The 25,266-nt window shown below is 48.5% G+C and carries 21 protein-coding genes; 5 read left to right on the top strand and 16 right to left on the bottom strand.

Features of this window, described 5'->3' with window-relative positions:
• Window positions 1-262: 262 nt before the first annotated feature.
• The 6 genes from ACPXXB_RS06570 to ACPXXB_RS06545 form a co-directional block, all read right to left on the bottom strand.
• Window positions 263-796 (bottom strand): hypothetical protein, encoded by a 534-nt coding sequence (locus ACPXXB_RS06570; protein ID WP_423910836.1) that lies wholly within the window; start codon window positions 794-796, stop codon window positions 263-265.
• 479 nt (window positions 797-1,275) lie between these two features.
• Window positions 1,276-2,172, bottom strand: a complete 897-nt coding sequence (locus ACPXXB_RS06565) for a carbohydrate ABC transporter permease (RefSeq protein WP_423910833.1) — start codon at window positions 2,170-2,172, stop codon at window positions 1,276-1,278.
• Complete coding sequence (locus ACPXXB_RS06560) at window positions 2,169-3,071, bottom strand: carbohydrate ABC transporter permease (RefSeq protein ID WP_423911029.1); 903 nt, start codon at window positions 3,069-3,071, stop codon at window positions 2,169-2,171. Before ACPXXB_RS06560 ends, ACPXXB_RS06565 begins: the two co-directional genes overlap by 4 nt.
• Window positions 3,072-3,121: 50 nt before the next feature.
• Entirely contained in the window at window positions 3,122-4,261 is a 1,140-nt protein-coding gene (locus ACPXXB_RS06555; protein ID WP_423910830.1) for an ABC transporter ATP-binding protein, read from the bottom strand.
• A gap of 297 nt (window positions 4,262-4,558) precedes the next feature.
• Window positions 4,559-5,122, bottom strand: a complete 564-nt coding sequence (locus tag ACPXXB_RS06550) for a hypothetical protein (RefSeq protein WP_423910827.1) — start codon at window positions 5,120-5,122, stop codon at window positions 4,559-4,561.
• Complete coding sequence (locus tag ACPXXB_RS06545; RefSeq protein ID WP_423910824.1) at window positions 5,073-5,438, bottom strand: hypothetical protein; 366 nt, start codon at window positions 5,436-5,438, stop codon at window positions 5,073-5,075. Before ACPXXB_RS06545 ends, ACPXXB_RS06550 begins: the two co-directional genes overlap by 50 nt.
• A gap of 266 nt (window positions 5,439-5,704) precedes the next feature.
• Between ACPXXB_RS06545 and ACPXXB_RS06540 the strand changes: the two genes are divergently transcribed.
• Window positions 5,705-8,218: a penicillin-binding protein 1A gene (locus ACPXXB_RS06540; RefSeq protein ID WP_423910821.1), complete on the top strand. Its 2,514-nt coding sequence runs from the start codon at window positions 5,705-5,707 to the stop codon at window positions 8,216-8,218.
• A gap of 85 nt (window positions 8,219-8,303) precedes the next feature.
• Here ACPXXB_RS06540 and rpoH read toward each other — a convergent pair whose 3' ends face one another.
• The 10 genes from rpoH to petA all read right to left on the bottom strand — a co-directional run bounded on the left by rpoH (window position 8,304) and on the right by petA (window position 17,418).
• The gene (gene rpoH / locus ACPXXB_RS06535) at window positions 8,304-9,164 is read right to left on the bottom strand and encodes an RNA polymerase sigma factor RpoH (RefSeq protein ID WP_423910818.1); all 861 of its coding nucleotides are present in this window, start codon (window positions 9,162-9,164) and stop codon (window positions 8,304-8,306) included.
• Window positions 9,165-9,501: 337 nt separating this feature from the next.
• Window positions 9,502-10,260 (bottom strand): TSUP family transporter, encoded by a 759-nt coding sequence (locus tag ACPXXB_RS06530; protein WP_423910816.1) that lies wholly within the window; start codon window positions 10,258-10,260, stop codon window positions 9,502-9,504.
• Window positions 10,250-11,203: a hypothetical protein gene (locus tag ACPXXB_RS06525; protein ID WP_423910813.1), complete on the bottom strand. Its 954-nt coding sequence runs from the start codon at window positions 11,201-11,203 to the stop codon at window positions 10,250-10,252. Before ACPXXB_RS06525 ends, ACPXXB_RS06530 begins: the two co-directional genes overlap by 11 nt.
• A 310-nt stretch (window positions 11,204-11,513) precedes the next feature.
• Entirely contained in the window at window positions 11,514-12,839 is a 1,326-nt protein-coding gene (gene hslU / locus ACPXXB_RS06520; protein WP_423910811.1) for an ATP-dependent protease ATPase subunit HslU, read from the bottom strand.
• A 29-nt stretch (window positions 12,840-12,868) separates the two neighbouring features.
• Complete coding sequence (hslV, locus tag ACPXXB_RS06515; protein WP_423910808.1) at window positions 12,869-13,408, bottom strand: ATP-dependent protease subunit HslV; 540 nt, start codon at window positions 13,406-13,408, stop codon at window positions 12,869-12,871.
• A gap of 108 nt (window positions 13,409-13,516) precedes the next feature.
• A complete protein-coding gene (locus ACPXXB_RS06510) occupies window positions 13,517-14,002 on the bottom strand; it encodes a ClpXP protease specificity-enhancing factor (RefSeq protein WP_423910805.1) in 486 nt (161 codons plus the stop codon).
• Between the two features lie 33 nt (window positions 14,003-14,035).
• Window positions 14,036-14,632 carry a glutathione S-transferase N-terminal domain-containing protein gene (locus ACPXXB_RS06505; protein WP_423910802.1) on the bottom strand — a complete coding sequence of 199 codons (597 nt, stop codon included), beginning with the start codon at window positions 14,630-14,632 and terminating at the stop codon, window positions 14,036-14,038.
• A 127-nt stretch (window positions 14,633-14,759) separates the two neighbouring features.
• Entirely contained in the window at window positions 14,760-15,599 is an 840-nt protein-coding gene (locus ACPXXB_RS06500; protein ID WP_423910799.1) for a cytochrome c1, read from the bottom strand.
• Window positions 15,596-16,825, bottom strand: a complete 1,230-nt coding sequence (locus ACPXXB_RS06495) for a cytochrome b (protein ID WP_423910796.1) — start codon at window positions 16,823-16,825, stop codon at window positions 15,596-15,598. Before ACPXXB_RS06495 ends, ACPXXB_RS06500 begins: the two co-directional genes overlap by 4 nt.
• On the bottom strand, window positions 16,822-17,418 hold the full coding sequence (gene petA / locus ACPXXB_RS06490) for a ubiquinol-cytochrome c reductase iron-sulfur subunit (protein ID WP_423911027.1): 597 nt from the start codon (window positions 17,416-17,418) through the stop codon (window positions 16,822-16,824). Before petA ends, ACPXXB_RS06495 begins: the two co-directional genes overlap by 4 nt.
• A 248-nt stretch (window positions 17,419-17,666) precedes the next feature.
• Here petA and ACPXXB_RS06485 point away from each other — a divergent pair, with 248 nt between their 5' ends.
• The 4 genes from ACPXXB_RS06485 to ACPXXB_RS06470 are packed head-to-tail and all read left to right on the top strand — an operon-like array spanning window position 17,667 to window position 25,242.
• Complete coding sequence (locus ACPXXB_RS06485; RefSeq protein WP_423910794.1) at window positions 17,667-18,479, top strand: SDR family NAD(P)-dependent oxidoreductase; 813 nt, start codon at window positions 17,667-17,669, stop codon at window positions 18,477-18,479.
• Window positions 18,480-18,516: 37 nt separating this feature from the next.
• Window positions 18,517-18,876, top strand: a complete 360-nt coding sequence (locus ACPXXB_RS06480) for a 4a-hydroxytetrahydrobiopterin dehydratase (protein ID WP_423910791.1) — start codon at window positions 18,517-18,519, stop codon at window positions 18,874-18,876.
• Window positions 18,877-18,890: 14 nt separating this feature from the next.
• A complete protein-coding gene (locus tag ACPXXB_RS06475) occupies window positions 18,891-21,791 on the top strand; it encodes a PD-(D/E)XK nuclease family protein (protein WP_423910788.1) in 2,901 nt (966 codons plus the stop codon).
• A 46-nt stretch (window positions 21,792-21,837) separates the two neighbouring features.
• Window positions 21,838-25,242 carry a UvrD-helicase domain-containing protein gene (locus ACPXXB_RS06470; RefSeq protein ID WP_423910785.1) on the top strand — a complete coding sequence of 1,135 codons (3,405 nt, stop codon included), beginning with the start codon at window positions 21,838-21,840 and terminating at the stop codon, window positions 25,240-25,242.
• The last annotated feature ends 24 nt before the right edge of the window (window positions 25,243-25,266 follow it).

Genomic DNA, 25,266 nt, shown 5'->3' with positions numbered 1-25,266 from the left:
TTCTCCTAATTGAATTTGGTGTTTATGTTTAGTAGCTTGGAGGCTCTGTTGATATTAGAGACAAAGCGGGCCTCATATTATATCCAATCCTAAGTCGACGCAACCGACTGTCCGGGTTCACCACATATGAGACAAAATCAGGCAGCCAGGGTGAGTTGCTGATAGTACGCCATCGGCCTCATTAAATCCAAACTATCGTGTGATCGGTAATGATTATAGGTCCACTGGTAACGGGCCAGTTCCTGGTTGATCGCGGTCACCGTCAACGACCCTTCATACAGCGGATAGAACTCATAACGACTGCATTGGCTCGCTCAACGCAACCGTCCCATTCAGGCTGTTTAGGCGGCAGCACAAACAGCGGCAGGTTCAAAGCCTCGCAGGCTTGTTCAAACTCATCTCGAAACTCGCTGCCGCCATCGACTTGTATCGACAGGATTTTGAACGGCGCTTGTTCAATAAGAGGGGCCAGGAAGTCCCTGGCGCAACGGCTGGTCGCTCGACTATAGGCTTTCAAGGCAACAAACCCGGTGCTCGGACAAGCCGCCTTGAACTCCTTGACGCCAAAGCCCGCTGGCAATCCTGCGCTCATATGGTTGATCTGCACCAGCTCGCCTGGCTGCCAGCGCGCATCCCGTATTGCCAGCGCTTGGCATGGCGCTGGAACTGGCGGCGGCGTTTGGGCTTGACCTGCTTTAAGCGCACCAGCCGGGCCAGGATGCACCCGACCGTGCTGAGGCTGAGGGTCAGACCCTGATCCTTGGACAACACCTTCCAGATCTTGCGCTTGCCCCACAAGGGGTATGGCGCAGGTGCAACACTTGTTGTGCCCGTTGGTTTGTCCATTGCACACCGCGGGGACGCTTCGGGCCGCGGCTTTGATTTTCCAAACCGCCCCAGCCGCGCCGCCGATAACGATCTAGCCTACGGCAGCAGGTCGCCTTTGACCCGCCGATGGTTTTCAGGCATAACGCCATCGTGCAGCCTGCTGCTTTGAGCTCGGCATACAGTTCCAGTTTCTTTATTCGATAGATTGCGGGTTCACTGGCGGTATCGGCAATCGCTCAACTGCGGACCGGTTTTCGCTCCTGCAAAACCTGCATTTCCGCCATCCTTGGCGGTCATATGATTGGATACGCAGGCTTTTAATCTGCATCGGGCAGTCTCCCGTGATTTAAGTGAAAGGATTTCACCTCAGACTACCCGATTTTTTATCCTCCTAATAATCTCATTTGTATCTGAGCCCGGACACCGGCATTTCGAAAGTGTGTTCAGCTACTTCATGCCGGTCAGCGTGATGCCCTCAATAAAGCGGCGTTGGGCCAATAGAAACGCTACGACCAATGGCGCGACCACCACGGTGGCCGCCGCCATCATTGGCCCGTATTCGTTACCATCCAGGTCGGATTTGAACATCCGCAATCCGAGCGGCGGAGTCATCAGGTCACGATCACCCGTGATTACGATGCGCGGCCAGTAATAGTCGTTCCAATGGGCGACGACGGAAAAAATCGCGAAGGCAAGCAACGCCGGAACGGCCGCCGGAAGCATGACCCGCCAAACGATGGCGAATTCGCTTATGCCGTCGATGCGCGCCGCATCGATCAAATCATCCGGCACGGTCATGAAGAACTGACGCATTAAAAAGATTCCGAACACCGATATCGTCCACGGAATCACAAGCGCGGCGTAGGTATTCGTCAACCCCACCTTCGCCAACATCACGTATAACGGCAAGGCTATCGCATGAACCGGTATCAGCAAGCAAAAGAGCACCAAGCCGAAGACTAGGTCGCGCCCCCAGAACCGTAATTTGGAAAGCGCGTAAGCGCAAGGCAGCGCCACCAGCACTTGAATAAAGAAAATCGATAGCGTCACAATCACACCGTTCAACATATAGCGCAGTAGCGGCGCCTCGCTAAAGGCCGCAGTGTAGTTGTAGACAATGGGGCGCATGGTGCATTCGTCCAGAGGCCGCCCGGCTTTGACGCACTTGGGATCCGTCATCATGGCCTGGGTGCCGAAGAAACCTCCTTGGTTACCCTCGATCTCGACCGGCGATTTAAATGAGTACGAAAGCATGAGATAGAATGGCAGAATGACTACCATGCTACCGGCCAGCAGGACCGCGTGCTTCATCGTTTCGCCAAACCACGTTGTCTGGGCGTTCATGAGTAATGCACCCTCCGATTGACGAAATAAACCTGAATCAGGGTGAGGGCGAGAACAAAAACAAGAAAAACCACGGTGATCGCCGAGCCGACCCCGAGCAGGTTGTGCCGAACCCCCTTCTCATACATTGCGTATACCATCATGTAAGTGGACTTACTGGGTCCGCCGCGGGTCAGCGCCTCGACTGTATCGAAAACTTGGAACGAGCGTATGGACGTGATAGTGACGACGAAGACATGGGTCGGTCCTAGCATCGGCCAAGTGACAAGCCTGAATCGCTCCCAGACACTAGCCGCGCCATCGACGGCGGCAGCGCTGTAGAGTTCACGCGGGATCGCCGTTAAACCGGCAAGATACAGCACCATGTTGAACCCGAAGACCTGCCAAATGCCGATAAAGGCAATGGTGCCCAAAGCATATTTCTTGTCGCCTAGCCACAGCGGGAAATAATCGACGCAGCCGCTACCGTACCAACTGTCGACGGGGTCGGCACCGAACCACGCGCCGGTCAGCAAACTGTGTAGCCAGGCGATGTCACAGCCGCTGCGAAGGATGTCGTTGACCAAGCCAATGATCGGATTCAGTGCAAATTCCCAAGCGATCGCCATGGCCAGGAGTGTTGCCATGACCGGCAAGAAGAAAACCGCCTTGTACACTTCGCCACCGAACCGGAGGGATGATATCAACATCGCGGACCCTAGCCCGAGCGCCACGGAGACAGGCACGACAATCAGCACATAAATCAACGACGCACTAAACATTTTTTTGTAACTGGAGAATTTCAGCAAATCCTGATAATTCGTCCATCCAACCCACTCAAAACCCGGATTGCCGAGGCCGTAATCGGTAAAGGAGAGTGCCGCAGCAACGATCACGGGCACGATCAGGATGATGATCATCAAAATCACCGCCGGCGCGACGAACCAGATTGGGAGACGGGAACGTCCCATCAGGCCGCCGTCACGATTTTGTCCTTGATGCGCCTGCCGGCGGCATCGAACAGGAGAGCTTTTCTGGTATCAAGATTGACAGTAGCTTGGTCACCCGTATGGAACCAATCCAGTGCCGATGCGCCCATGCGGCTGATAATCCGGCTACCGGTATCCAATTCCGCATGGAAATACACTTCGGAACCCAGGTTCTCGTGATGCACGATACGACACGGAAGACCGTCAGCGTTTAGGTCTCCCAGAGCCACGACTTCGGGGCGTACTCCGATCTGTATTTCCTGGTCCTTGGCATCGGAATACAAACCCGGCATGGGCCGACTGCCGATACTGATAGCGCCGCTATCGCTCACCTGCGCGGGCAGGATGTTGATCTTCGGGCTGCCGATAAACTCCGCAACGCGGATGTGATTGGGGTTGGCATAGACCTGGCTGGGGGTGTCTACCTGAAGCAGCTCGCCGTCCATCATCACCGCAATCCGGTCGGCCATGGTCATGGCCTCGGCCTGATCGTGGGTCACATAGATAAAAGTTGTTGCTAAGCGGCAGTGCAGTTCGGCAATCTCGGCACGCATGTGAACACGCAGTTCGGCATCCAGATTGGAAAGCGGCTCATCCATGAGGAAGGCCTGAGGATGACGCACCATGGCGCGTCCAACAGCGACCCGCTGACGTTGCCCGCCTGAAAGCTGGCCGGGTTTACGGTGCCTGAGATGGACGATGCCGAGCATGTCCATGGTCTCTTCCACGTCGCGATTAATTCCGGCGACGATGCCGGACGTGCCGGGCAGCCACCGACTGATTAGCGGCAGACGTTGCGCAAAATTGAGGCGCCGCATACGCAAAGGCACCGTGATGTTCTTTTCCACCGTCAAGTTCGGATAGAGCGCATAGGATTGGAACACCATGGCGATATCGCGTCGGCTGGGATGTCGCGCGTCCACCAACTCGCCACCGATCAAGATACTGCCAGCATTCTGCTGCTCCAGGCCAGCAATGATGCGCAACAATGTCGATTTGCCGCAACCGGATGGACCGACCAGAACAATGAACTCACCGTCCTTGATATCAAGCGATATATTCTTCAGCACGGCAACCGCGCCGAAGGACTTTTCGATCTCACGTATTGTCACGCTAGCCATATCAGCCTCTCAACGCGCTCAAAGCCCCATTACAATTGATTTTCTTGATTATCTTTCTTATCTGGTCGGTGCAGTAGTAACTGTGAGACTAGAATCAGACCCTTGGCACATCGTACCACAGTTTTTTGGTTTTCTCACAATGGTGTCCGGGTTCGCCACATATGAGACAAAATCAGGCAGCCAGGGTGAGTTGCTGATAGTACGCCATCGGCCTCATTAAATCCAAACTATCGTGTGATCGGTAATGATTATAGGTCCACTGGTAACGGGCCAGTTCCTGGTTGATCGCGGTCACCGTCAACGACCCTTCATACAGCGGATAGAACTCATAACGACTGCATTGGCTCGCTCAACGCAACCGTCCCATTCAGGCTGTTTAGGCGGCAGCACAAACAGCGGCAGGTTCAAAGCCTCGCAGGCTTGTTCAAACTCATCCCGAAACTCGCTGCCGCCATCGACTTGTATCGACAGGATTTTGAACGGCGCTTGTTCGATAAGAGGGGCCAGGAAGTCCCTGGCGCAACGGCTGGTCGCGCGACTATAGGCTTTCAAGGCAACAAACCCGGTGCTCGGACAAGCCGCCTTGAACTCCTTGACGCCAAAGCCCGCTGGCAATCCTGCGCTCATATGGTTGATCTGCACCAGCTCGCCTGGCTGCCAGCGCGCATCCCGTATTGCCAGCGCTTGGCATGGCGCTGGAACTGGCGGCGGCGTTTGGGCTTGACCGGCCCATAGTAGAATGCCGCCGGCTTGACCTGCTTTAAGCGCACCAGCCGGGCTAGGATGCGCCCGACCGTGCTGAGGCTCAGGGTCAGACCCTGATCCTTGGACAATACCTTCCAGAGCTTGCGCTTGCCCCACAAGGGGTATGGCGTAGGTGCAACACTTGTTGTGCCTGTTGTTTTGTCCATTGCACACCGCGAAGACGCTTCGGGCCGCGGCTTTGATTTTCCAGGCCGCCCCAGCCGCGCCGCCGATAACGATCTAGCCTACGGCAGCAGGTCGCCTTTGACCCGCCGATGGTTTTCAAGCATAACGCCATCGTGCAGCCTGCTGCTTTGAGCTCGGCATAGAGTTCCAGTTTCTTTATTCGATAGATTGCGGGTTCACTGGCGGTGTCGGCAATCGCCCAACTGCGGACTGGTTTTCTCTCCTGCAAAACCTGCATTTCCGACATCCTTAGCGGTCATATGATTGGATACGCAGGCTTTTAATCTGCATCGGGCAGTCTCCCGTGATTTAAGGTTATGTTTGATTTTGGTTTGTGTCGTCCATTGACGGCGGGCAGATATTTCAATCAGGCGCAACAACGCCTGTCTATTAAGGCTATAATAACCTCTAAAATCATAGTTTTGAAAGATTTTTCCATAGTGTTTCCATAGCGTAATTATCCTTAATCTCCATAACCGATATAAAATATTACTGCCAGCTATTGATGCCCGCATGAGAACTCTCTTAAAAATCATTCTAAAACTGTTCTCAATCGGGATTGTTTTTACCATGACAATGGGGATTGGACTCGCGCTTTATGCCGCGACCTTGTTGCCCGGTCTCCCCACTATTGAGGAAATTCGGGAAATTCCCCTGAATATTCCGCTAAGAATATATAGCTCGGATAAAAAGCTTATTGGAGAATATGGTAATGAACGGCGCATACCGCTTGCTTTGGATCAAATGCCGCCATTGTTGATCGATGCCGTTCTCGCCACTGAAGACGACCGGTTTTATCACCACACCGGGGTGGATTTTCCTGGCCTGGCCAGAGCCGCGATTAACAACTTGTTGAGTCGGTCAAGGGGTCAAGGCGCCAGCACTATCACCATGCAGGTAGCGCGAAATTTTTTCCTTAACCCTGAAAAAACATATACCCGAAAACTGAAGGAAATCCTGCTTGCTTTTAATATGGAGCGCGCATTGACCAAGGACGAAATTCTCGAACTATACCTAAATAAAATTTTTCTGGGCCACCGCGCATATGGCTTTGCGGCGGCCGCACAGGTGTACTACGGCGAAGAGCTATTAAATTTGAGCCTTCCCGAAATTGCCATGCTCGCCGGATTGCCCAAAGCGCCGTCTCGTGACAACCCGATTTCCAATCCCGAACGCGCCCTTCAAAGAAGAGCCTACGTACTAAAACGATTACATGGACTGGGCCGGATTGATGATCTGAGCCTGGAAACAGCGAGCAATGCACCGATGACCGCCAGACGCCATATCACCAGTGTGGATATTCAAGCGCCTTATGTATCCGAGATGGCGCGTCAATTAATGTATGCCCGATTTGGCGAGGAAGTCTATCAACGCGGTTTTAACGTCACCCTAACCATCAACAGCGAGTATCAGGCAAAAGCGAATCAGGCTTTGCGAAAAGGCTTGCTGGATTACGATTTGCGCCACGGATATAAGGGCCCTATAGACAAAATCGTATTAGATGACTATCTTGGAATAGACTTTGAAGGCAAGCTTCTAAAAGCACTCGACGCGTTCCCGTCGAGCAAAGAAATTCTTCCGGCGGTAGTCACCCAATTGGATAAGAATTCTTTCCAGAGTTTTAGTCAACGCGGCGAAACAGTTACAGTATCCTGGAAAAATATGACCTGGGCCAGGCAATATTTAAATGCCAACGCCATTGGACCTGAATTGACCTCGGCGGGTGAAGTAGTAAATGTCGGAGATATTGTTTATGTTCGGGAATTGGCTGACGGCGAATGGATGTTGTCTCAATTGCCTGAAGTTTCCGGCGCACTTGTCAGTTTGAATCCAGAGAGCGGCTCAATATTGGCGCTTAGCGGTGGATTTGATTACTATCTGAGCAAATTTAACCGAGCGACCCAGGCCGCAAGACAGCCGGGTTCTAATATAAAACCATTTATTTATTCCGCTGCATTAGCAAACGGATTCACCACCAGCAGTTTGGTGAGCGCTGCGCCCATTGTCGTCGGCGATTCTCTGGAGGGCGTTTGGCGACCGCAAAATTACAGTAAAAAGTTTTTTGGGCCAACCCCTCTGCGTAAAGCGCTGAGCCTGTCGTTAAACCTGGTATCTGTGCGTTTGGTGCGGGCTATTGGAATTGACAACACGATTGACCACCTAGTGGGGTTTGGATTTGATCGCGAGCAACTGCCGAAGAACCTTTCTTTGGCGCTTGGAAGCACCTCGATTACGCCGCTGAATCTGGCTTCATGCTTTGCAGTATTAGCAAATGGCGGCAAGAGAGCCCCCCCTTTCTTGATTGAAAAAATCGAGGACGCTGAGGGCAAACTAATCGAGTTACTACCGCCGCCCTGTGAAAATTGTGAGGAAGATACCGTCAGCCGTTATGGTGATGAGGAACCGGAAATTGTGCTTTCAATGGAACCGACTGTCCCGCAAATTCTCGATAAAAAGACCAGCGCAACAAGTGAGTCTGGCGCAGTAAGTGAATCTGGCGAACCTGGCGATGGCACGCCTGAAGATGCTGATTCCATGCGGGCGATTTCCCCACAAAATGCGTTTTTAATGCAAAGTTTGCTTAAACAAGTAATCTTGTCAGGTACCGGGCGGCGAGCGCTGGCACTCAATCGTACAGACCTGGCGGGGAAAACCGGGACTACCAATAATTTTCGTGACGCATGGTTTTCAGGGTTCAATCCCGATGTGGTTACTACCGTATTTGTTGGGTTCGATGAGCCTGCACATCTTGGCAGGCGCGAATCCGGTGCGTCCGCTGCGTTACCTATTTGGATTGATTTTATGGGCCGCGTGCTGCAGGACTTCCCCGAAAAACCGGAAGTAATACCAGAAAACATCACTACTCGTTTTGTTAACAGTGCTAGTGGAAAGATCACTTTCGCGGATGATCCGAATGGTTATTCTGAATATTTTTTGATTGGAACTGAGCCAAGTAATATGATCGAATCCCCGGGGAGTGAGGGTGATTCCAGTGACAATCAGTCTATCTCCGAATCACTGTTTTAACCCGAGTTCCATATCGTAGAATTGATAAGCCCAAATATCAAACAAGTCCGTCTTCGTGCAATATTCATAACATACTCAGGGCTTGTTATACCTGAATAGAAATCACCTTTTTCATTTTTTCCATGGCGCGTTTTTCAATTTGACGAATTCTTTCAGCCGAGACGCCATACTCATCAGCCAACTTATGCAGCGTAGGTTTGTCATCACTTAACCAACGCCGAGTCACAATGTCTTTGCTGCGCTCATCCAACTCAGTCAGCGCCGATGCTAACTGCTGGCTTCGTTCGCTGGTTTGCTCGTTACCGCTAACCACAACCTCTGGATCATAACGACTATCGCCCAAATGTTGTGACGGCGCCAAATAGCGCTCGTCATCGTCCTGATCAACCATTGCGTCAAACGCAACGTCGGTACTACTTAACCGGGATTCCATCTCCCGAACGGTTTTAGTTTCAACATCAAGATCTTTGGCAAGTTGGCTGACTTCTTCATTGTTCATCCAACCCAGTCGAGCCCTGCTTTTTCTCAGGTTAAAGAAAAGCTTTCGTTGCGCTTTTGTAGTGGCAACCTTGACCATACGCCAGTTTCGAAGCACATAATCGTAAATCTCGGCGCGAATCCAATGTACCGCAAACGATACCAGACGAACATCCCGACCAGGATCAAATCGTTTAACCGCTTTCATCAGCCCGATACTGCCTTCCTGAATTAAATCGGTAAGGGGCAATCCATAACCCATAAACCCTCTCGCCACTTTGACGACATAGCGAAGATGGGACATTACCAGTTCCCGGGCCGCTTCCAAATCACCCTCATTGTGATATCGCAAGGCCAATTCACGCTCCCTCTCCGCAGACAAAATGGGCGCCGCATTTACAGCACGCATATAAGTTGTCAGGTTATCGCCGGTTGATAAATCAATTGCGACAGGTAAACTTTGGGGCATAGTTCAGGATTCTCCAGTTGCAGATTAAAACCGATTTTAGCACTCGTTCAAGTAGAGTGCTAATATTTAGGAAAGTTTCAATAAATTGTTTATATTTTCAATATTTACTATTTTAACGACTTTTAGACGTTTTTACTCTAATTTAGCATTATTTAGTCGATTTTAGCCGATTTTACCCTAGATTCAACCCACTGCTTTACACGCACCCCAGCATCCTGACTCAGCGGATTTCTCTCTTGCCCGGATTGATTGGACCGCCTCGCATCCCCGGCAGCAAAAAGCAGAGCGAGGCATGAGCGGCGCTTTTTGCTGTCCGAGTGAATGCGATTGTTATACGTTACCAATACGTCTTCAGTAAGATATTCGCTGACATTAAGAAGCAAACCGAAGCAACTACTGGTTTAATAACCAAAGAACCTTTTTCAAGAATCATTTTTGCTCCAATGATTGCACCAATAAACTGACCTCCTATCATAATAACACCTATGCTCCAATACACATCACCATATAATACAAAATATAAAAGTGACGAAATATTACTTACAAAATTTAGTATTTTTGAGTTAGCCGTTGCGTTGGGTAGGCTATACCCCAAAAGAATAACAAAAGCTAAAGCCATAAAACTACCTGTGCCAGGACCAAAAAAACCATCATAAAACCCAAGCAATGGACATGCTAATAGAGCAAAAAATACAACTGTAAGTTTTCCCTTTCTATCTTCATCACTAATATGTGGTGAAAAAAGAAAATACAGGCCCATTGATATTAATAATATCGGTAATAGCACAATTAGTGTCTGGGCATCTATTTTTAATACAACCCAGCTACCAATAACTGAGCCAATAAATGTTGCAATAATTGCTAATTTAATTTCTTTCAGGTTAACCGTTTTCTTTTTGATAAAATATAAAGACGCGGTCAAAGTTCCGGCGCTTCCTTGCAATTTATTTGTTGCTAACGCAGCAGTAGGAGAAAGTCCTGCTAATATTAAAACGGGTATTGTTATTAAGCCGCCACCTCCAGCAATTGCATCAACCCAGCCAGCAATAATTGCAACAAAGAATAACAAAATCAATATCTCAAAACTAAACTCCATCAAGAACTCCTCCAAGCAAACCGGGCAGGAAATCTCTGAGCCTGCTTCTAGTATATTGTCTGCAATGCATTCTCCTGGAAAAGTTTTCTTTCCCTATAGGAATTCGATACTCAGAATTGTCTAACTCTCCTCTTCCATGTGTGACATTATTTTGGTTTTCATGATACGAATTTGGAATAAAAAGCAAGTCTTTTGATGTTAACAAAAACTCCAATATTTCCATCGTTCTAACCGTTGATAAAAAACGATCAAATAATCTCTTGTCTTTTTTGCTTTTTCCAACATACACCATCCTGTTTTCTGAGGCATTGATACAAGTCCCAGCAATGTTTCCATCTTTTCCTAAGAATATTGGATAATTTATTTCTCCAACAAATCCAGAAATCACGCCATCGGTACTTGCACCGACTTTTCTTAATCTCTTATCTTCATTAGAAATAGGTGATATTAGGTGAAACCTATTTTTGCCTCCGTGTTCAGATGGGTGAATAATTGCATCGTGATTAAAGAGAGCCGCTATTAGCCAAGTAAACCATTCAGAGTAAAAGAATTCCCTTAGACGATCATGCTTGTTTTCAGCATAGTTAAAACCTCTGCTTTCTATAGGTTCTATGTAAGAATGGCTAGGTTCTACAGGAGTATTTGTAATAAATACTACTGGTATTTCTCCACAGACATAAGAATTCTTTATAATTTTCAGAAAAATATCTATAGAAAAATCATTAACTTGTTTGTTTTTTATTTTTTTAAGAAATACAAGTGAATATTTTGCAAATTGGTGTGCTATCTCATCTTGACATAAATATGGATTATAGTTACTCAGGTTGGATTCAATATATTCTGTGATAAATTTTTTAAATGAGCTCGGCAGTTCAATTTTTACATACCCTCTATCATACTCATTTGTACCTGAAACTAGATTTGAGCGCCCTGCTACTTTCATAATGACTTCCCCATAAGCTTTGTTGTAAATGTAGTTTGTGCCTCTATAGGTATGCTAATTAGACCTTTATAAATTTTACAAGTGGTTATTTTTGGAAATACAAATTTCTGTGTAAACCAATCCACCACAGACCGTTTGCCAAAAACTTTTAAGAAAACCAATATAACTATGGGGTGTCAATTGGCACCATAGTCGTCTCAAAAAAGCGAAACGACCGAGATATCCCTTAAAAAAGGCATCGCGGGACAACTTAAACGTGTTAAAGCATCCTTGGTCGCTACACTTTATTGGAATGTCACCTGTCTGCCAATTATAAAATATACCTGGATAAATCCTGATCATCCGCCAAATCCTGCAAATAGCGATTGACATAATCAACATCGACATTAACCGATTGCCCGGATTTATCTGCCGCCTCAAATGAGATCGTTTCGAGCAATCTCTCCATCACCGTATGCAACCGACGGGCTCCGATATTTTCCGTTTGTTCGTTGACCTGCCAGGCAACTTCAGCAATTCGATTTATACCTTCCTCGGTAAACTCAAGCTGCACGCCTTCGGTGTTCATCAATGCCTGGTATTGCTCGGTAAGAGAAGCATCCGGTTCGGTAAGGATACGTACAAAGTCGCCAGAGGTAAGCGCTTTTAATTCAACTCGAATCGGCAATCGACCCTGTAACTCCGGGATTAAATCCGAAGGTTTGGCCAGTTGGAATGCGCCTGAGGCGATGAATAAAATGTGATCGGTTTTTACCATGCCATATTTTGTTGAAATCGTAGAACCTTCAATCAACGGCAGCAAATCACGTTGCACACCTTCCCGGGACACGTCCGCGCCGCCATGATGATGGGCCGAACGACTCACAATTTTGTCTATTTCATCCAGAAACACGATGCCATTTTGTTCGACATTTTCCAGAGCCTGCATTTTGATTTCTTCTTCGTTGATGAGTTTGGATGCTTTTTCTTCGGTGACCAGCTTAAGGGCTTCTTCGACCCTGGTTTTTCGTTGACGCGTCTTTTGACCGCTCATGTTTTGAAACATTTCCTGTAATTGGTTGGTCATATCCTCCATGCCCGGGGGCGCCATAATTTCCACGCCAATAGACGGATTACTGACCTCGATTTCAATTTCCTTGTCATTTAATTTGCCTTCCCTGAGCAGTTTACGAAATCGTTGACGGCCAGCGCTATCCTCATCTGCCGATTGCCCACGCGCAGGCGTCAATAAGATATCAAGAATTTGCTCTTCCGCAGCATCTTCCGCATGGGATTGTACTTTCTCAACAGCTTGCTCTCTGGTCATCTTCAATGACATATCCACCAGATCACGAATAATTGAATCCACTTCCCGGCCGACATAGCCAACTTCGGTGAATTTGGTCGCTTCGACTTTGATAAAGGGCGCTTTGGCAAGCCTTGCAAGACGACGTGAGATTTCGGTTTTTCCGACGCCGGTCGGTCCAATCATCAAAATATTTTTCGGGGTTATTTCAGTACGCAGATCATCTTGTGCAATCTGCATTCTTCTCCACCGATTTCGAAGCGCTATGGCAACCGCGCGTTTAGCCTCTTTCTGCCCAATAATATGTTTGTCGAGCTCTTGGACAATTTCCCGTGGGGTCATTTCAGTCATCTATCTATGTTCCGTTGCTAGTATCAGGGCTAGTAATCAAGACTCTCAATGGTCAAATGATCGTTGGTGTAAATACATATTTTTCCGGCAATTCCTAAACTTTTTCCAACAATTTCATTAGCTGACAATTCGGTATTTTCCATCAGGGCCAAGGCCGCGGACTTTGCGTAATCTCCGCCTGAACCAATAGCCATAACCCCATGCTCGGGTTCAATCACATCGCCATTGCCCGATATAATCAGAGACGCTTCCTTGTCGGCAACTGCCAGCAATGCCTCCAATCTCCTCAGCATCCGGTCGGTACGCCAGTCTTTAGCCAGCTCCACCGCCGCACGCACCAATTGCCCCTGATGTTTTTCCAGTTTTCCTTCGAATCGCTCAAACAAGGTGAACGCATCGGCGGTGCCGCCAGCGAAGCCAGCCAGAACTTGATCGTGATATAAACGCCGCACCTTTTTGGCATTGCCTTTCATCATGGTGTTGCCGATGGAAACCTGGCCATCTCCACCGATAACCACTTGACTACTTTTTCGAACCGACAGTATTGTGGTTCCTCTAAATTGCTTCATGAATATGTTTTAATTAAAAGTGAGGCGGAATCCTATGCAATGCGGACTAAACCGGAATTTTCAAGACTCCTCGAGTCCCTCCAGGTGATGGCGTTAATACCGAAAAATTTATTTAACAATCTTCAAATGAGTTGGCGTGGATTGTTTTGTATCTGGAATCTTTGCCTTTGATTGTAATTGCGATTTCTTTTTGGACGACGCTTTTGGGGGTTCTGGCAGGGTGTTTGTTGGTGGCGTAATGCCATTATCGTCATCCTGAAATACAATTCCCTGACCGTTCTCTCGTGCATAAATTGCGAGAACCGCAGACACCGGTGCGGTAATCTCCATCGGCTTGCCGGAAAATCGGGTGGAACACCATAACAACTCATCGCCAAGGTCTAGCCCGGATACGGATTGGGGATGGATATTCAAAATAATCTGGTTATCTTTAACGTATTGCTTGGGCACCACCACATCTGATCGATCTGTTGCAATCAGCACTTGCGGGGTAAATCCATTATCCAACGCCCATTCATAGATCGCGCGCATTAGATAAGGTTTAGTCGTCAGTGACGGATTCTGCTGTTTGCCGCCGCTACTATTGCCCGCCACTATTAGAGCGCCCCATGACTGTGAAACCAAGCGTTAGCGGAGTTCAATTTCCTGATCGCTCCTACTAGCATGAAATGCAGGTCGTCTAAACAGACGCTCGCCGTATTCAATGAGCGGCTCTGCCTGTTTCGGCAGTGCAACACCCAATGAAGGCAAACGCCAAAGCAATGGCGCAAAATAAGCGTCAACTAACGTGTAATCGGCGCCAAGAAAGTAGGGTTGGCTGGAAAAAATAGGTGACAACGCCAGCAGTCCGTCGTGCAGGCTTTTTCGCAATGCTGCAGAAGGCTTGGGCGTACTGGTTTCGCCTAAATTACACACGGGTTGTAACCAATCCCGAGTTAAACGGGAAACCATCAAACGGGTTTTAGCACGGGTTACAGGATCAGCAGGCTTCAGCGGCGGATGTGGAAAGCGCTCATCGAGATATTCGATGATCACCCACATGTCGTATAGCACCACATCTCGATCAATCAGGGTTGGGGTTTCACCGTAGGGATTGTATTCGCCAATTTTTGATGGATCGTCGCTCGCAAATATATATTCCACCCCAAAATCGATATCTTTTTCTAGAAGAACAATTCGACAGCAATGGCCAAATACATCAAGCGGGCCCGATAATAGTGTCATAGCAGGGTGCTTGTCTGCTTGGGGTAAGTTTAAACCCATTCTATGTTTAGGTCAGTTAGGTAATTAATTTAGTAGTCAGGGGAAAGGAAATAAAACATTTTAAAGCGGGCCTGATTATTATGGTGTTCTAATCAATATCCCGCCAATATTCCTTCTTGAGCATAAATGCCAGCGAGCCTAATACCACTAGAAACAACATTGTCCAGATTCCGTATTTAATGCGCACCATGCGCGCGGGTTCGCCCATGTAATACAGAAAATTAGTTAAATCTCGCATCGCATGGTCATACTCATCAGCATCCATTTTTCCTACGCTAACTAATTCGAAACTATCAAAAACTTCGCGACTATTGCCGTTCTGATCGGTCCTGGAATTGAAAATCGCCTTCTGGATTCCCTGCAATTCATAAAGCACATGCGGCATAGCGACATTCGGAAAAACCAGATTATTCCAGCCAGTCTCAGTACTGTCATCGATATAGAATGATCTCAGATAACCATACAACCATTCGGGGTCTCGAAGCTTGCCGATCAATGACAAATCCGGTGGCGCCACACCAAACCATTGTTCGCCCGCCTCTTTAGACAGGGTGGTGGTCATGGCATCGCCAATTTTTCCACCAGTGAAAATCATATTGCTCTCAACCAATTGTTCTGGAATTTCCAAGTCGGCTGCCATGCGGTTGTAGCGCATAAATTTGGCGCTGTGGCACGACATGCAATAATTCACAAACAACTTGGCGCCATTTTGCAACGATACCTTATCCCGCAATGAAACTTCGACAGGCTTCAGCATTCCATTCGATTCTTCAGCCGCAAAAGCGGAAATCGCGCTTGTCATTAAAGCCGTTATTAAAGCCATCATTAAAACCAGAGACAGGATTAACTTTTTGCGCGTATCATCCCTGATACGCGCTCTGGCGAACTCGCTTCGCTCGCGAAAAATCGCTCCTGGCGATTTTTTCATTCGGTAATTCTCTCTGGCACAGGCCTGGTTTTATCCATTTTGCTATAAATCGGCATCAGCAAGAAAAACGCAAAATACGAAGCAGTGAAAATCTGGGCAAGCAGCGTTCGAGACCCGCCGGGCGGTTGAGTGCCCAGATACCCGAGTATCACAAAGGAAGCCACGAATACCGCAAGCCAGGATTTAAATATCCAGCCTTTATAGCGAATGGATTTGACCGGGCTACGGTCCAGCCACGGCAGGAAGAAAAACACCGCAATTGAAGCAAACATCGCCAACACGCCCCAAACCTGAGTGCCAAATGCGCTCGGGATGGCACGCAAAATTGCATAGTACGGCGTGAAATACCACACTGGGGCAATATGATCCGGTGTTTTTAGCGGATTTGCCGGCTCGTAGTTAGGTTGTTCAAGAAAGTAACCGCCCATTTCTGGAAAAAAGAATACGATGGCAAAGAAAATCGCCATAAATACCACCGTCCCCATAATGTCCTTAACGGTGTAATAAGGATGAAACGGAATGCCGTCCGCGGGAGCATCCGCGCTCCATTGGTTTCCTTTAGGCCCCTGTTTAATTTCAATGCCATCAGGATTGTTGGACCCGACTTTATGCAAGGCAACGATGTGAAGAAAAACCAGCCCTACTAAAATAAACGGAATTAAATAGTGAAAAGCATAAAACCGATTCAGGGTGACATCCGAAATTACATAGTCGCCGCGAATCCATTCAGACAATGCGCCACCGACAAAAGGCAGCGTTTCAAATAGATTTACAATTACCTGAGCACCCCAAAACGACATCTGCCCCCAAGGCAACAGGTAACCGAAAAAGGCTGATGCCATCATTGCAAGAAATATGACCATGCCGAATATCCAAATCAACTCTCTTGGTTTTCTGTAAGACCCATACAGTAATCCACGAAACATATGCAGGTAAATCACAACGAAAAACAATGACGCGCCAGTAGAGTGCATATAGCGTATAAACCACCCGCCCCATACATCTCGCATAATATATTCGACCGACGCAAACGCCAGCTCGACATCGGGCTTGTAGTTCATCGCCAGCAATACACCGGTGACGATCTGCAAAACCAGAACCACCAATGCCAAGTTGCCGAAAAAGTACCAAAAATTAAAGTTTTTTGGCGCGTAATATTCGGTTAAATGCTCCCGAGTAACTTTTGTTGCTGGAAATCTAGCGTCCAGCCAAGTCATAAAACTCATGATGCCACCTTTGCATCCACACCGATTAACAAGACCTTGTCCGACAAATATTGATGTGGCGGAACCACTAGATTGGAGGGGGCCGGAACGCCGCTGTATACACGACCGGCCAGGTCAAATTTTGATCCATGACATGCACACAAGAAACCACCCTTCCAGTCATCATCAAACGACACCACGCCAATTTCAGGTTGGTATTTCGGTGAGCAGCCAAGATGGGTACATATACCCACCAAAACCAACACCTCTTGCTTGATCGATCGGTAGATGTTTTGAGCATAGTCTGGTTGCTGGCGGTTTTTTGAATCAGGATCAAGCAGCCTGTCATTCAAGTCGGCGAGCATTTCCAGCGACTGCCGTGAACGATGAATCACCCATACCGGCTTACCACGCCATTTAACGACAAGCTGCTGCCCAGACTCGAGTTTGCTGATATCAACTTCTACCGGGGCCCCGGCTGCTTTTGCTTTTTCGCTGGGGCTCATGCTGCCGGCAAACGGAATCGCCAGACCGACAACCCCTGCCAAACCAACGCCAGACGTCGCTATGGTCAACAAGCGGCGGCGCTTGTGATCCACCTGCTTGTGATCCATATGCCTGTCAGTCATGTCCTAACCTCTACAAATGCGAAATGATTGGAATTGCCCTGAAAATATATTTGCAGAATCTATTAACATAATTTATTCGGACTCCGACTAATTTCAGGACTATGTAAGAAACAGACTATTATACCAGAACACTAAAATTGGTGGCAAAGAATATTATTCCCGGCACCTCTGACCGACGCTTATATGTTCTAATTGCCATTGTCTTGGGTACCATCAATTCTGTCGAACAATCAATGAACATAAGAAATAAGGTTGCAGTGGTTACTGGCGCCACAGGCGGAATCGGCTTTGCGACTGCCAGCAAGCTGATGGAAAAAGAGATTGGCGGACTTGCAGTTGTTGATCTGTCGGAGCGATGCGAGGAAACCGTGAAGCAACTAAACAAACTGGCGGGCAAAGAAAAAGCGTTGCCCTTTTGCGGCGATGTCACCGATCCGGAATTCCGCAGGCTGGTTTTTAATACCATGCACGGGAAATTTGGAGCAGTGCAAATTTGCGTGCCAGCGGCAGGCATTGTGTCTGACTCACTGGCTGTCAAAGTTAAGCAGGGCGGAGAAATTGAGATTTATGCCGAATCCGTTTTTAAAAAAATCCTGGATGTCAACTTAGTTCATCCAACATACTGGGCGATGGAAACCATCGCGGGCATCGCTAAACAGCGTCATGCCGAGGGACGAAAAAAGTGGGGCGCGGATGAGGATATACAGGGTGCCATTATCCTCATCGGATCCGTCTCCTCTCAGGGCAATCGCGGGCAGGTCGGATACGCGGCTGCAAAATCAGCACTAATCGCAGTCAGTTCGACGCTAAACCTGGAAGGGCTTTTTCATGGCGTGCAAACCAAAATAGTCCACCCTGGATTTGTGGACACCAAAATGGTTGACGCGATCAACGATGAGTATTTCGAAAAAAACTTAAAGCCACTAATTGGGCTAGGGCGAAAAATACAACCGCAAGAAATTGCCGATATAATATGCGCGATGATTGAGAACCCGGCGATTAGCGGCGAGGTGTGGGCCGATGCCAGTATGACACCGCTAGCTTGAACAACTATGGCATGAATAACTATTGAGAGACATTGAAATGAAACAAATACTTTTAGACTCTACGCAACTCAGCGCTCAATTGAATCATCTCAATTCGGCTTTGGAAAATCCATGGGAGGTTGTCGATCAGAAACTTCATAAGACCTTCGTGTTAAAAAATTTTATTCAGGCTTTCGGGTTTATGACCCAGTGCGCAATAGCAGCGGAGAAAATGAATCACCATCCGCAATGGAGCAACGTCTATAAAACAGTGGAGATCAACCTCACTACCCATGAGAGTGGCGGTATTACCACGCTGGATTTCGAGCTTGCCCAAAGGATGGAGCAGTTTTCAGGCGACCCCAGGGACGGGGGAGGTAGAGAGACGCAGGATGCCAAAGCCGACGACCCCAATTAATTTCTATTCTGCTGTTGAATCGCTCTAAAATCCTTGCCGATGAAGTTGCGCAGCAATTATGCGATGGCGCCACGCTAGTTACTGCCAATAAACGTCTCGCTCGGGAAGTCCGCCAGCAATTTAACCAGCATCAACTGGTCCAAGGTAAACAGGCCTGGGATACAGCAGACATCCTGCCTTTTGAAGCCTGGGTTTTTCGTCTGTGGCAATTTATTCGGGACGACCCCAGGGATGGGGGAGGCAGAGCGACGCAGGATGCCAAAGCCGACGACCCCAGGGACGGGGGAGGTAGCACTGAGTCTGGAACAGAAGTCGAGAGGCGTGTCCGGTTCAATCCATCAGGCACAACGCATACCGACTATCAGGCCGACCATCAGGCCGACCGTATTGTGCTCAATGCTTTGCAAAGCAAGGCCGTGTGGACGCAAATTATATCCGAGGACATTAATACCAATCAGCGGAACTCCCAGCCGTTATGGAATATTGCCGCAACGGTTAAAACCGCCATGGATGCCTGGCGAATTTCCCGGCAATGGGATATCGCCATAGACGACTGTGGAAAATCGTTCCTGGCCGATCACCGCAGCTTTGCCGGATGGGCTAATTTATTTATACACCAGTGCCAGAAAAATAACTGGATGGACGCTTATCAGTTGATTGATGTGATAATTGAACGGGTTAATGCTGGCAAACTGATAGACTTTGCGCCTCTGATCTGGATGGGGTTTGATAGTTTTAACGCCCAGCAAAAACGTCTTATCGCAATCTTGCGGCAAAATAATATCCGTTTATCTATTCATCAGGTTGCGGATAGTGGTTCAAGACTCCATTGTCAGTTTCGCCAATATGAGAGCGAATCTGAGCAATGGTTGGCTGCCGCTCACTGGATTAAGGACAAAATAGATCATCGCCCCAATCAAAGGCTTGCCGTGGTTGCGCCGTATCTGAATAAATCACGCGGCGCAATTGATTACGCGTTGAGCCAAATACTCAGCCCGTGCCATGTGATCGATAGCGGCAGCAGCCGCGCAAAACCATTCCATATTTCATTGGGCGTAAAACTAAACGATTCGCCTGTGGTCGATGCTGCTTTATTGCTGTTGTCGCTAACTTCAACGGCAGGTCTGACCAATTCAACAATCAGCAAAGTTATCCTTACCCCATTTATAGGTGGCGCCGATAGCGAATGTCATGCCAGAAATAAATTTGAGTTTTGGTGTCGTCGATATTTGCCCTATGAATTAAAGTTTTCCAGCTTTTTGGAATCGCTGAAACAATGGCAGTCGGCTTCCTTGGTGCCAGTTTTTCTTGAAAAAATCAATGCCAACAGCACGTTGACGGCATCAATCAAGGAAGCTCGCTCGTTTTCCTATTGGTCTGAATTTTTTTTGACCTGGCTGGAAAATTTTGGATGGCCCGGGGAGCGCGCCTTAAACAGCGAGCAATACCAGACTGTTGAGGCGTTCAAACGTGAGCTCTCTACTTTAGGGTCATTGAATTTGGTCGCTAACCCGGTCACAGCATCAACCGCACTTTCGGCTTTCACCCAACGCTTAAATGAAAAACCATTCGAGCCGGAATCGCCCCGGGTCAAGGTTGATGTACTCGGCATCATGGAAACTGCTGGAATTGAATTTGACGCAATCTGGTTTGGCGGTTTAATTGAAAGAGACTGGCCGCCCGCTGTGCAGGAAAGTCCGTTTATTCCCCATGCGCTGCAACGACAAGCAAACTATCACCATGCATCAGTATTGCTAAACGTCGACCATGCCAATATGCAACAAATTCGGTTGATCAATCAATGTGACGAAATTGTGTTCAGTCGTTACTGTTTTGACCAGGATGTTGAGCTGCTGCCCAGCGCATTTTTTGAGGCCCCGGTCGAACCCAATCTGGCCACACCAAAACCGCCCCAACCCACCCTAATCAAATACTTTCAAAAACATAAACCACAACTCGAAACATTCACAGGCACCCGGGGACTTGGCAAATCCGACCCCCCTACTCGGGGCGGTACCTCGGTTATTCGCGATCAGGCAGCATGTCCTTTTCGCGCCTACGCCAGACATCGACTCGGTGCGCGTGATGCCGATGCTCGAGCGCCGGGACTGGATGCATTGGACCGTGGAACCTTGATTCATCGCATTCTGGAGGGGGTATGGCAAACACTGCAATCATCGGGAAAACTTGCCGCCATGTCCGACAATGCCCTCAAACAAATCATTGACGACAATATCGCCACATGCAGCAAACGGTTTTTTCACAAAAGCGGCAGTGGTAAAGGATTCTTTCAGGCGCAAGATCAATGGCTCAGTCAGTTGTTGCTGCAATGGTTTGCAGTGGAAAAAAACAGAGAGCAGGAATTTCGCGTGGTCGAACTTGAAAAGCAGCAGCAACTGACCTTAGGCAAGTTAACATTGAACTTCAAAATTGATCGCATGGATGAGCTGGCCGACAATACGCTGATGTTAATCGACTACAAGACCGGTGAGGCGGGTTCGATTAAGGCGTGGTTTGGCGAGCGCCCCAAAGAACCCCAGCTACCGCTATATGCGCTGGCACAACACTTCGACACAAACGACCACAAAAATAACAATCGGGAGCGCCCTCTTTCAACGCTGGCATTCGGGCAGGTTCGTGCAGGCCAGAGCGCATATATTGGCATTAGCGGTGACCAGCCATTTCAAACTGCAAAACACACTTCCAGCAAAGTTTCAAAATTAAGCGATACCGGCGTGGATGAAGAATTAAAAAACTGGCCAGCCCTTATCGAATACTGGAATGAGCAATTAACCAAACTGGCCGACCAGTATTACGACGGGCATGCCGAAGTAAACCCTTTGGACAATACAACTTGTAACTACTGTGATTTGCATGGGTTATGCCGAATTTATGAGGCCGGCACAAACCGATGATTATAATATACATTATGGGCATGACCTCCAGCGATGACTTTGAACAATGATTAGCCCGGCGGACAATCAACAACGCATCGAGGCATTGCACCCAACCCGCTCTTTCATCGTCCAGGCACCAGCAGGTTCGGGCAAAACCGGTTTGTTGGTCAGGCGATATTTAACGTTGCTTGCGCGAGTTGCTGAGCCGGAAGAAATTCTTGCCATTACTTTTACCCGAAAAGCGACCGCGGAAATGCGCTCAAGAATTTTGTCTGCGTTAAAGGGGGAGGACAATGAACTTGAGAGGCTGGCAAAACTCGCGTTGGCGAATGACCAACGCCTGGGTTGGAATATTCTCGACAATCCTCGTCGTCTGAGAATTCAAACCATAGACGCATTTTGTTATGAATTGGTAGGACGTATGCCTTGGTCTGCCAGGTTTGGTAGCGCACCCAACGTGCTGGAAGATCAAAATACGGAACTGGCATACCTGCAAGCAGCAAAACGCACCCTGAATCATATTGAAGAGCATGACGACTGGTCGACCGATTGCGCCAATCTCATCAAACTGCTGGACGCGCATTTCGACAAAGCGCAATCGCTTTTGGCGATGATGCTGCAAAAACGCGATCGATGGATGCGCGGGCTGAAAACCGCCACTCGGGCACAGTACGAAATGATGTGGCGACAGGTTATCGAGCAACAGCTTGCCGCCGCAACCAAGAGCATACCCGATGATCTGAAAACCGAAATTGCCGCGCTGGCAAAATTCGCCGCCGCCAACCCCTACGAGAAAAACCCCAATGCTGATTTGATGTGCTGTTTGGAAATGGAGGGCTTCCCTGATCCCGTGACTGAAAATCTTAAGTATTGGCGCGGCATCGCCTCGCTGGTTTTGACCAATCAACTCGAAGTCCGTAAAACGGCTGATGTCCGGCTTGGCTTTCCGCCCAACCACAAACCGGAAAAACTACGCATGAAGTCGGTGCTGGAAACCATGGCGCGCGATACGCTTAATGGCGGCGGCGCGGTTCAAGCATTAACCAGAATTCCGTTGCTGCCGGACGACACATTCACCGATGAACGATGGGCGGCATTGCAGTCTTTATTGGCGTTATTGCCCGTAGCGGCCGCAGAGCTGCGCTTGCTGTACAAGGAAAACAATCAGGCGGATTACATCGAAATTACCCAACGAGCTGAAATGGCGCTAGGCGATGGCGATTCCCCCAGCGACCTTGCGCTTTTCTTCGATTACCAGCTCAAGCACTTGTTAATGGACGAAGTCCAGGATACTTCCCGGGCGCAGCTCGAGTTGCTTATAAAACTCACCAGCGGGTGGCAGCATGGCGATGGGCGAACGCTGTTCTTTGTGGGCGACCCAATGCAATCAATTTACCGATTCCGCGAAGCCGAAGTCGCCAACTTTCTGAGCATTCAGGAAAACGGTATCGGCGAAATCAAGCCGGAAGCCCTGACCCTGAAAACTAATTTCCGCTCAACCACTGCGCTGGTCGATTGGTATAACCACATTTTTTCTGAGGTATTCCCGGCGCAGGACGACATCATCAACAGCGCGGTCCGCTATTCCCGAAGCATTGCCTTGCACGAGGACGAGGACGAGAGTATTGAAAATAATTATTGTCAAGGCGCGGTATCTATTCACCCTCAGGTTGAGGGCAGCCGCGAAAGCGAAGCTGCAAATATTTGCGCGCAAGTAAAATTTGAACTGGAGCAGAAGCCTGATGCACAAATTGGCATTTTGGGCCGCAACCGCCGCCATCTGGTCGCCATCACCCAGGCACTACGTGAACACGATATTCAGTTTCAGGCCATAGAGCTGGAATCGTTAATCCAACGCCCTGCAATTCAGGATCTTATGGCGTTGACTCGCGGATTGATTCAGCTCAGCGACCGCATTGCCTGGCTTTCTATATTGCGGGCACCGTGGTGCGGCATGACGCTGGAAGATATGTCAGTTCTGGGCATGAATGACCACAACAGCACCATCGTGGAATTGTGCAGAGACGATAAAATTATGGCCGACATGAGTCGGGACGGCTTTAAACGGCTAATCAGATTACTTGAAGCGCTGGCGGCGCCCCTGGCCCAGCGGGGACGGGTAAGCCTGCGGCAGAATGTGGAGGCCGCCTGGCTAAGTTTGGCTGCACCAGCCTGTATCGATCAATCAGATGTTGCCAACTGCGAAAGTTATTTTGAATTGCTCGATAAATTGGAGAACGATCACCTCATCATTACGGCCAGATTGCTGTCCGATGCGGTTGCCAGATTGTGGTCCCGATCCGACGGCAAGTCACAAGTACAGGTTCTCACCATTCACAAGTCCAAGGGACTTGAATTCGATGTGGTCCTGCTGCCTCAACTTCACCGCATTGCGCGTACTCCAGAACGGGAATTGATGCGTTGGACCAGATTGCCCGATCAATTGTTGATTGCGGTGCTGCCTCACAGCGACGTTAAAGATGACAAGTTTTATAAATATCTTGGAGACCTGGAGCAGCTCCGGCAACAAAATGAACTTCGCCGCTTACTCTATGTTGCCTGCACTCGAGCGCGTCAAAAACTCCATTTGTATATGACCCTGTATATGAGTGGCGACCCGGATAAAGCGGGACAACCAAAGGCGCCGCCAAAGAGCGCCTTGCTTAATTTGCTATGGCCGTCATTGCAGAAGGAGATCGCACAAAGTTTAGTTGACGCCGATTCCCATGATTCCAGCGCCGCACGGCAAGAGCGTGTTCTGCCACTGACTGAATTTAAACGTCTGCCGCTAAAATGGCAGCGTCCTGATATTCCGCCCGGGATTATGATCGACCAAGCGCTGGACCAGGAACAGATCGATTCGAAATCCGAAGAATCGGATCAAATCGAATTTTCATGGGCCGGCGAAACTGTGCGTATTACCGGCATTGCCATTCATAAAATGCTTCAGCAAATTGATCAGGACAATTGGCTGCAATGGAAATCCGAGGATACCGAGGCGTTGCTATCTAAAAATAGAATCGTGTTGATGGACAATGGTCTTTACGGCGAACAACTGGAAATCGGCATCACAAATATGCGTGATGCCATAGAGAATCTTAAAGCAGACCCAAAAGCCGACTGGATTTTTTCGTCTGCCCATCAACAGGTTAAACGCGAGTGGCCGCTAACCGGATTTGTAAACAAGGTATTTTCAAGCGTCGTCATCGATCGCAGTTTTGTCGATCAACACGGCATTCGCTGGATTGTGGATTTCAAGTCAAGCCGCCACAAGGGCGGCGATGTGCAGGCGTTCATGGCGCGCGAAAAAACCCGCTACCAACAGCAACTCGAACACTATGCAAGCATCGTCAGGATGCTTGAACGACATAAAATAACAGGCAACGAAATAAAAGAAAACGAAATCAAACTTGGGCTGTATTTTCCCTTGTTAAAAGGCTGGTGCGAATGGTCGCCTCCGCATCTATGATTTGGCATCTATAGTTTGGTGGCT

It is taken from the genome of Candidatus Spongiihabitans sp., assembly GCF_965237845.1.
In the GTDB taxonomy this organism is placed as follows: Bacteria; Pseudomonadota; Gammaproteobacteria; order Arenicellales; family Poriferihabitantaceae; genus Spongiihabitans.
Note: the sequence above shows the minus strand (reverse complement) of the source record. Positions and strands in the feature narration are given on the sequence as shown.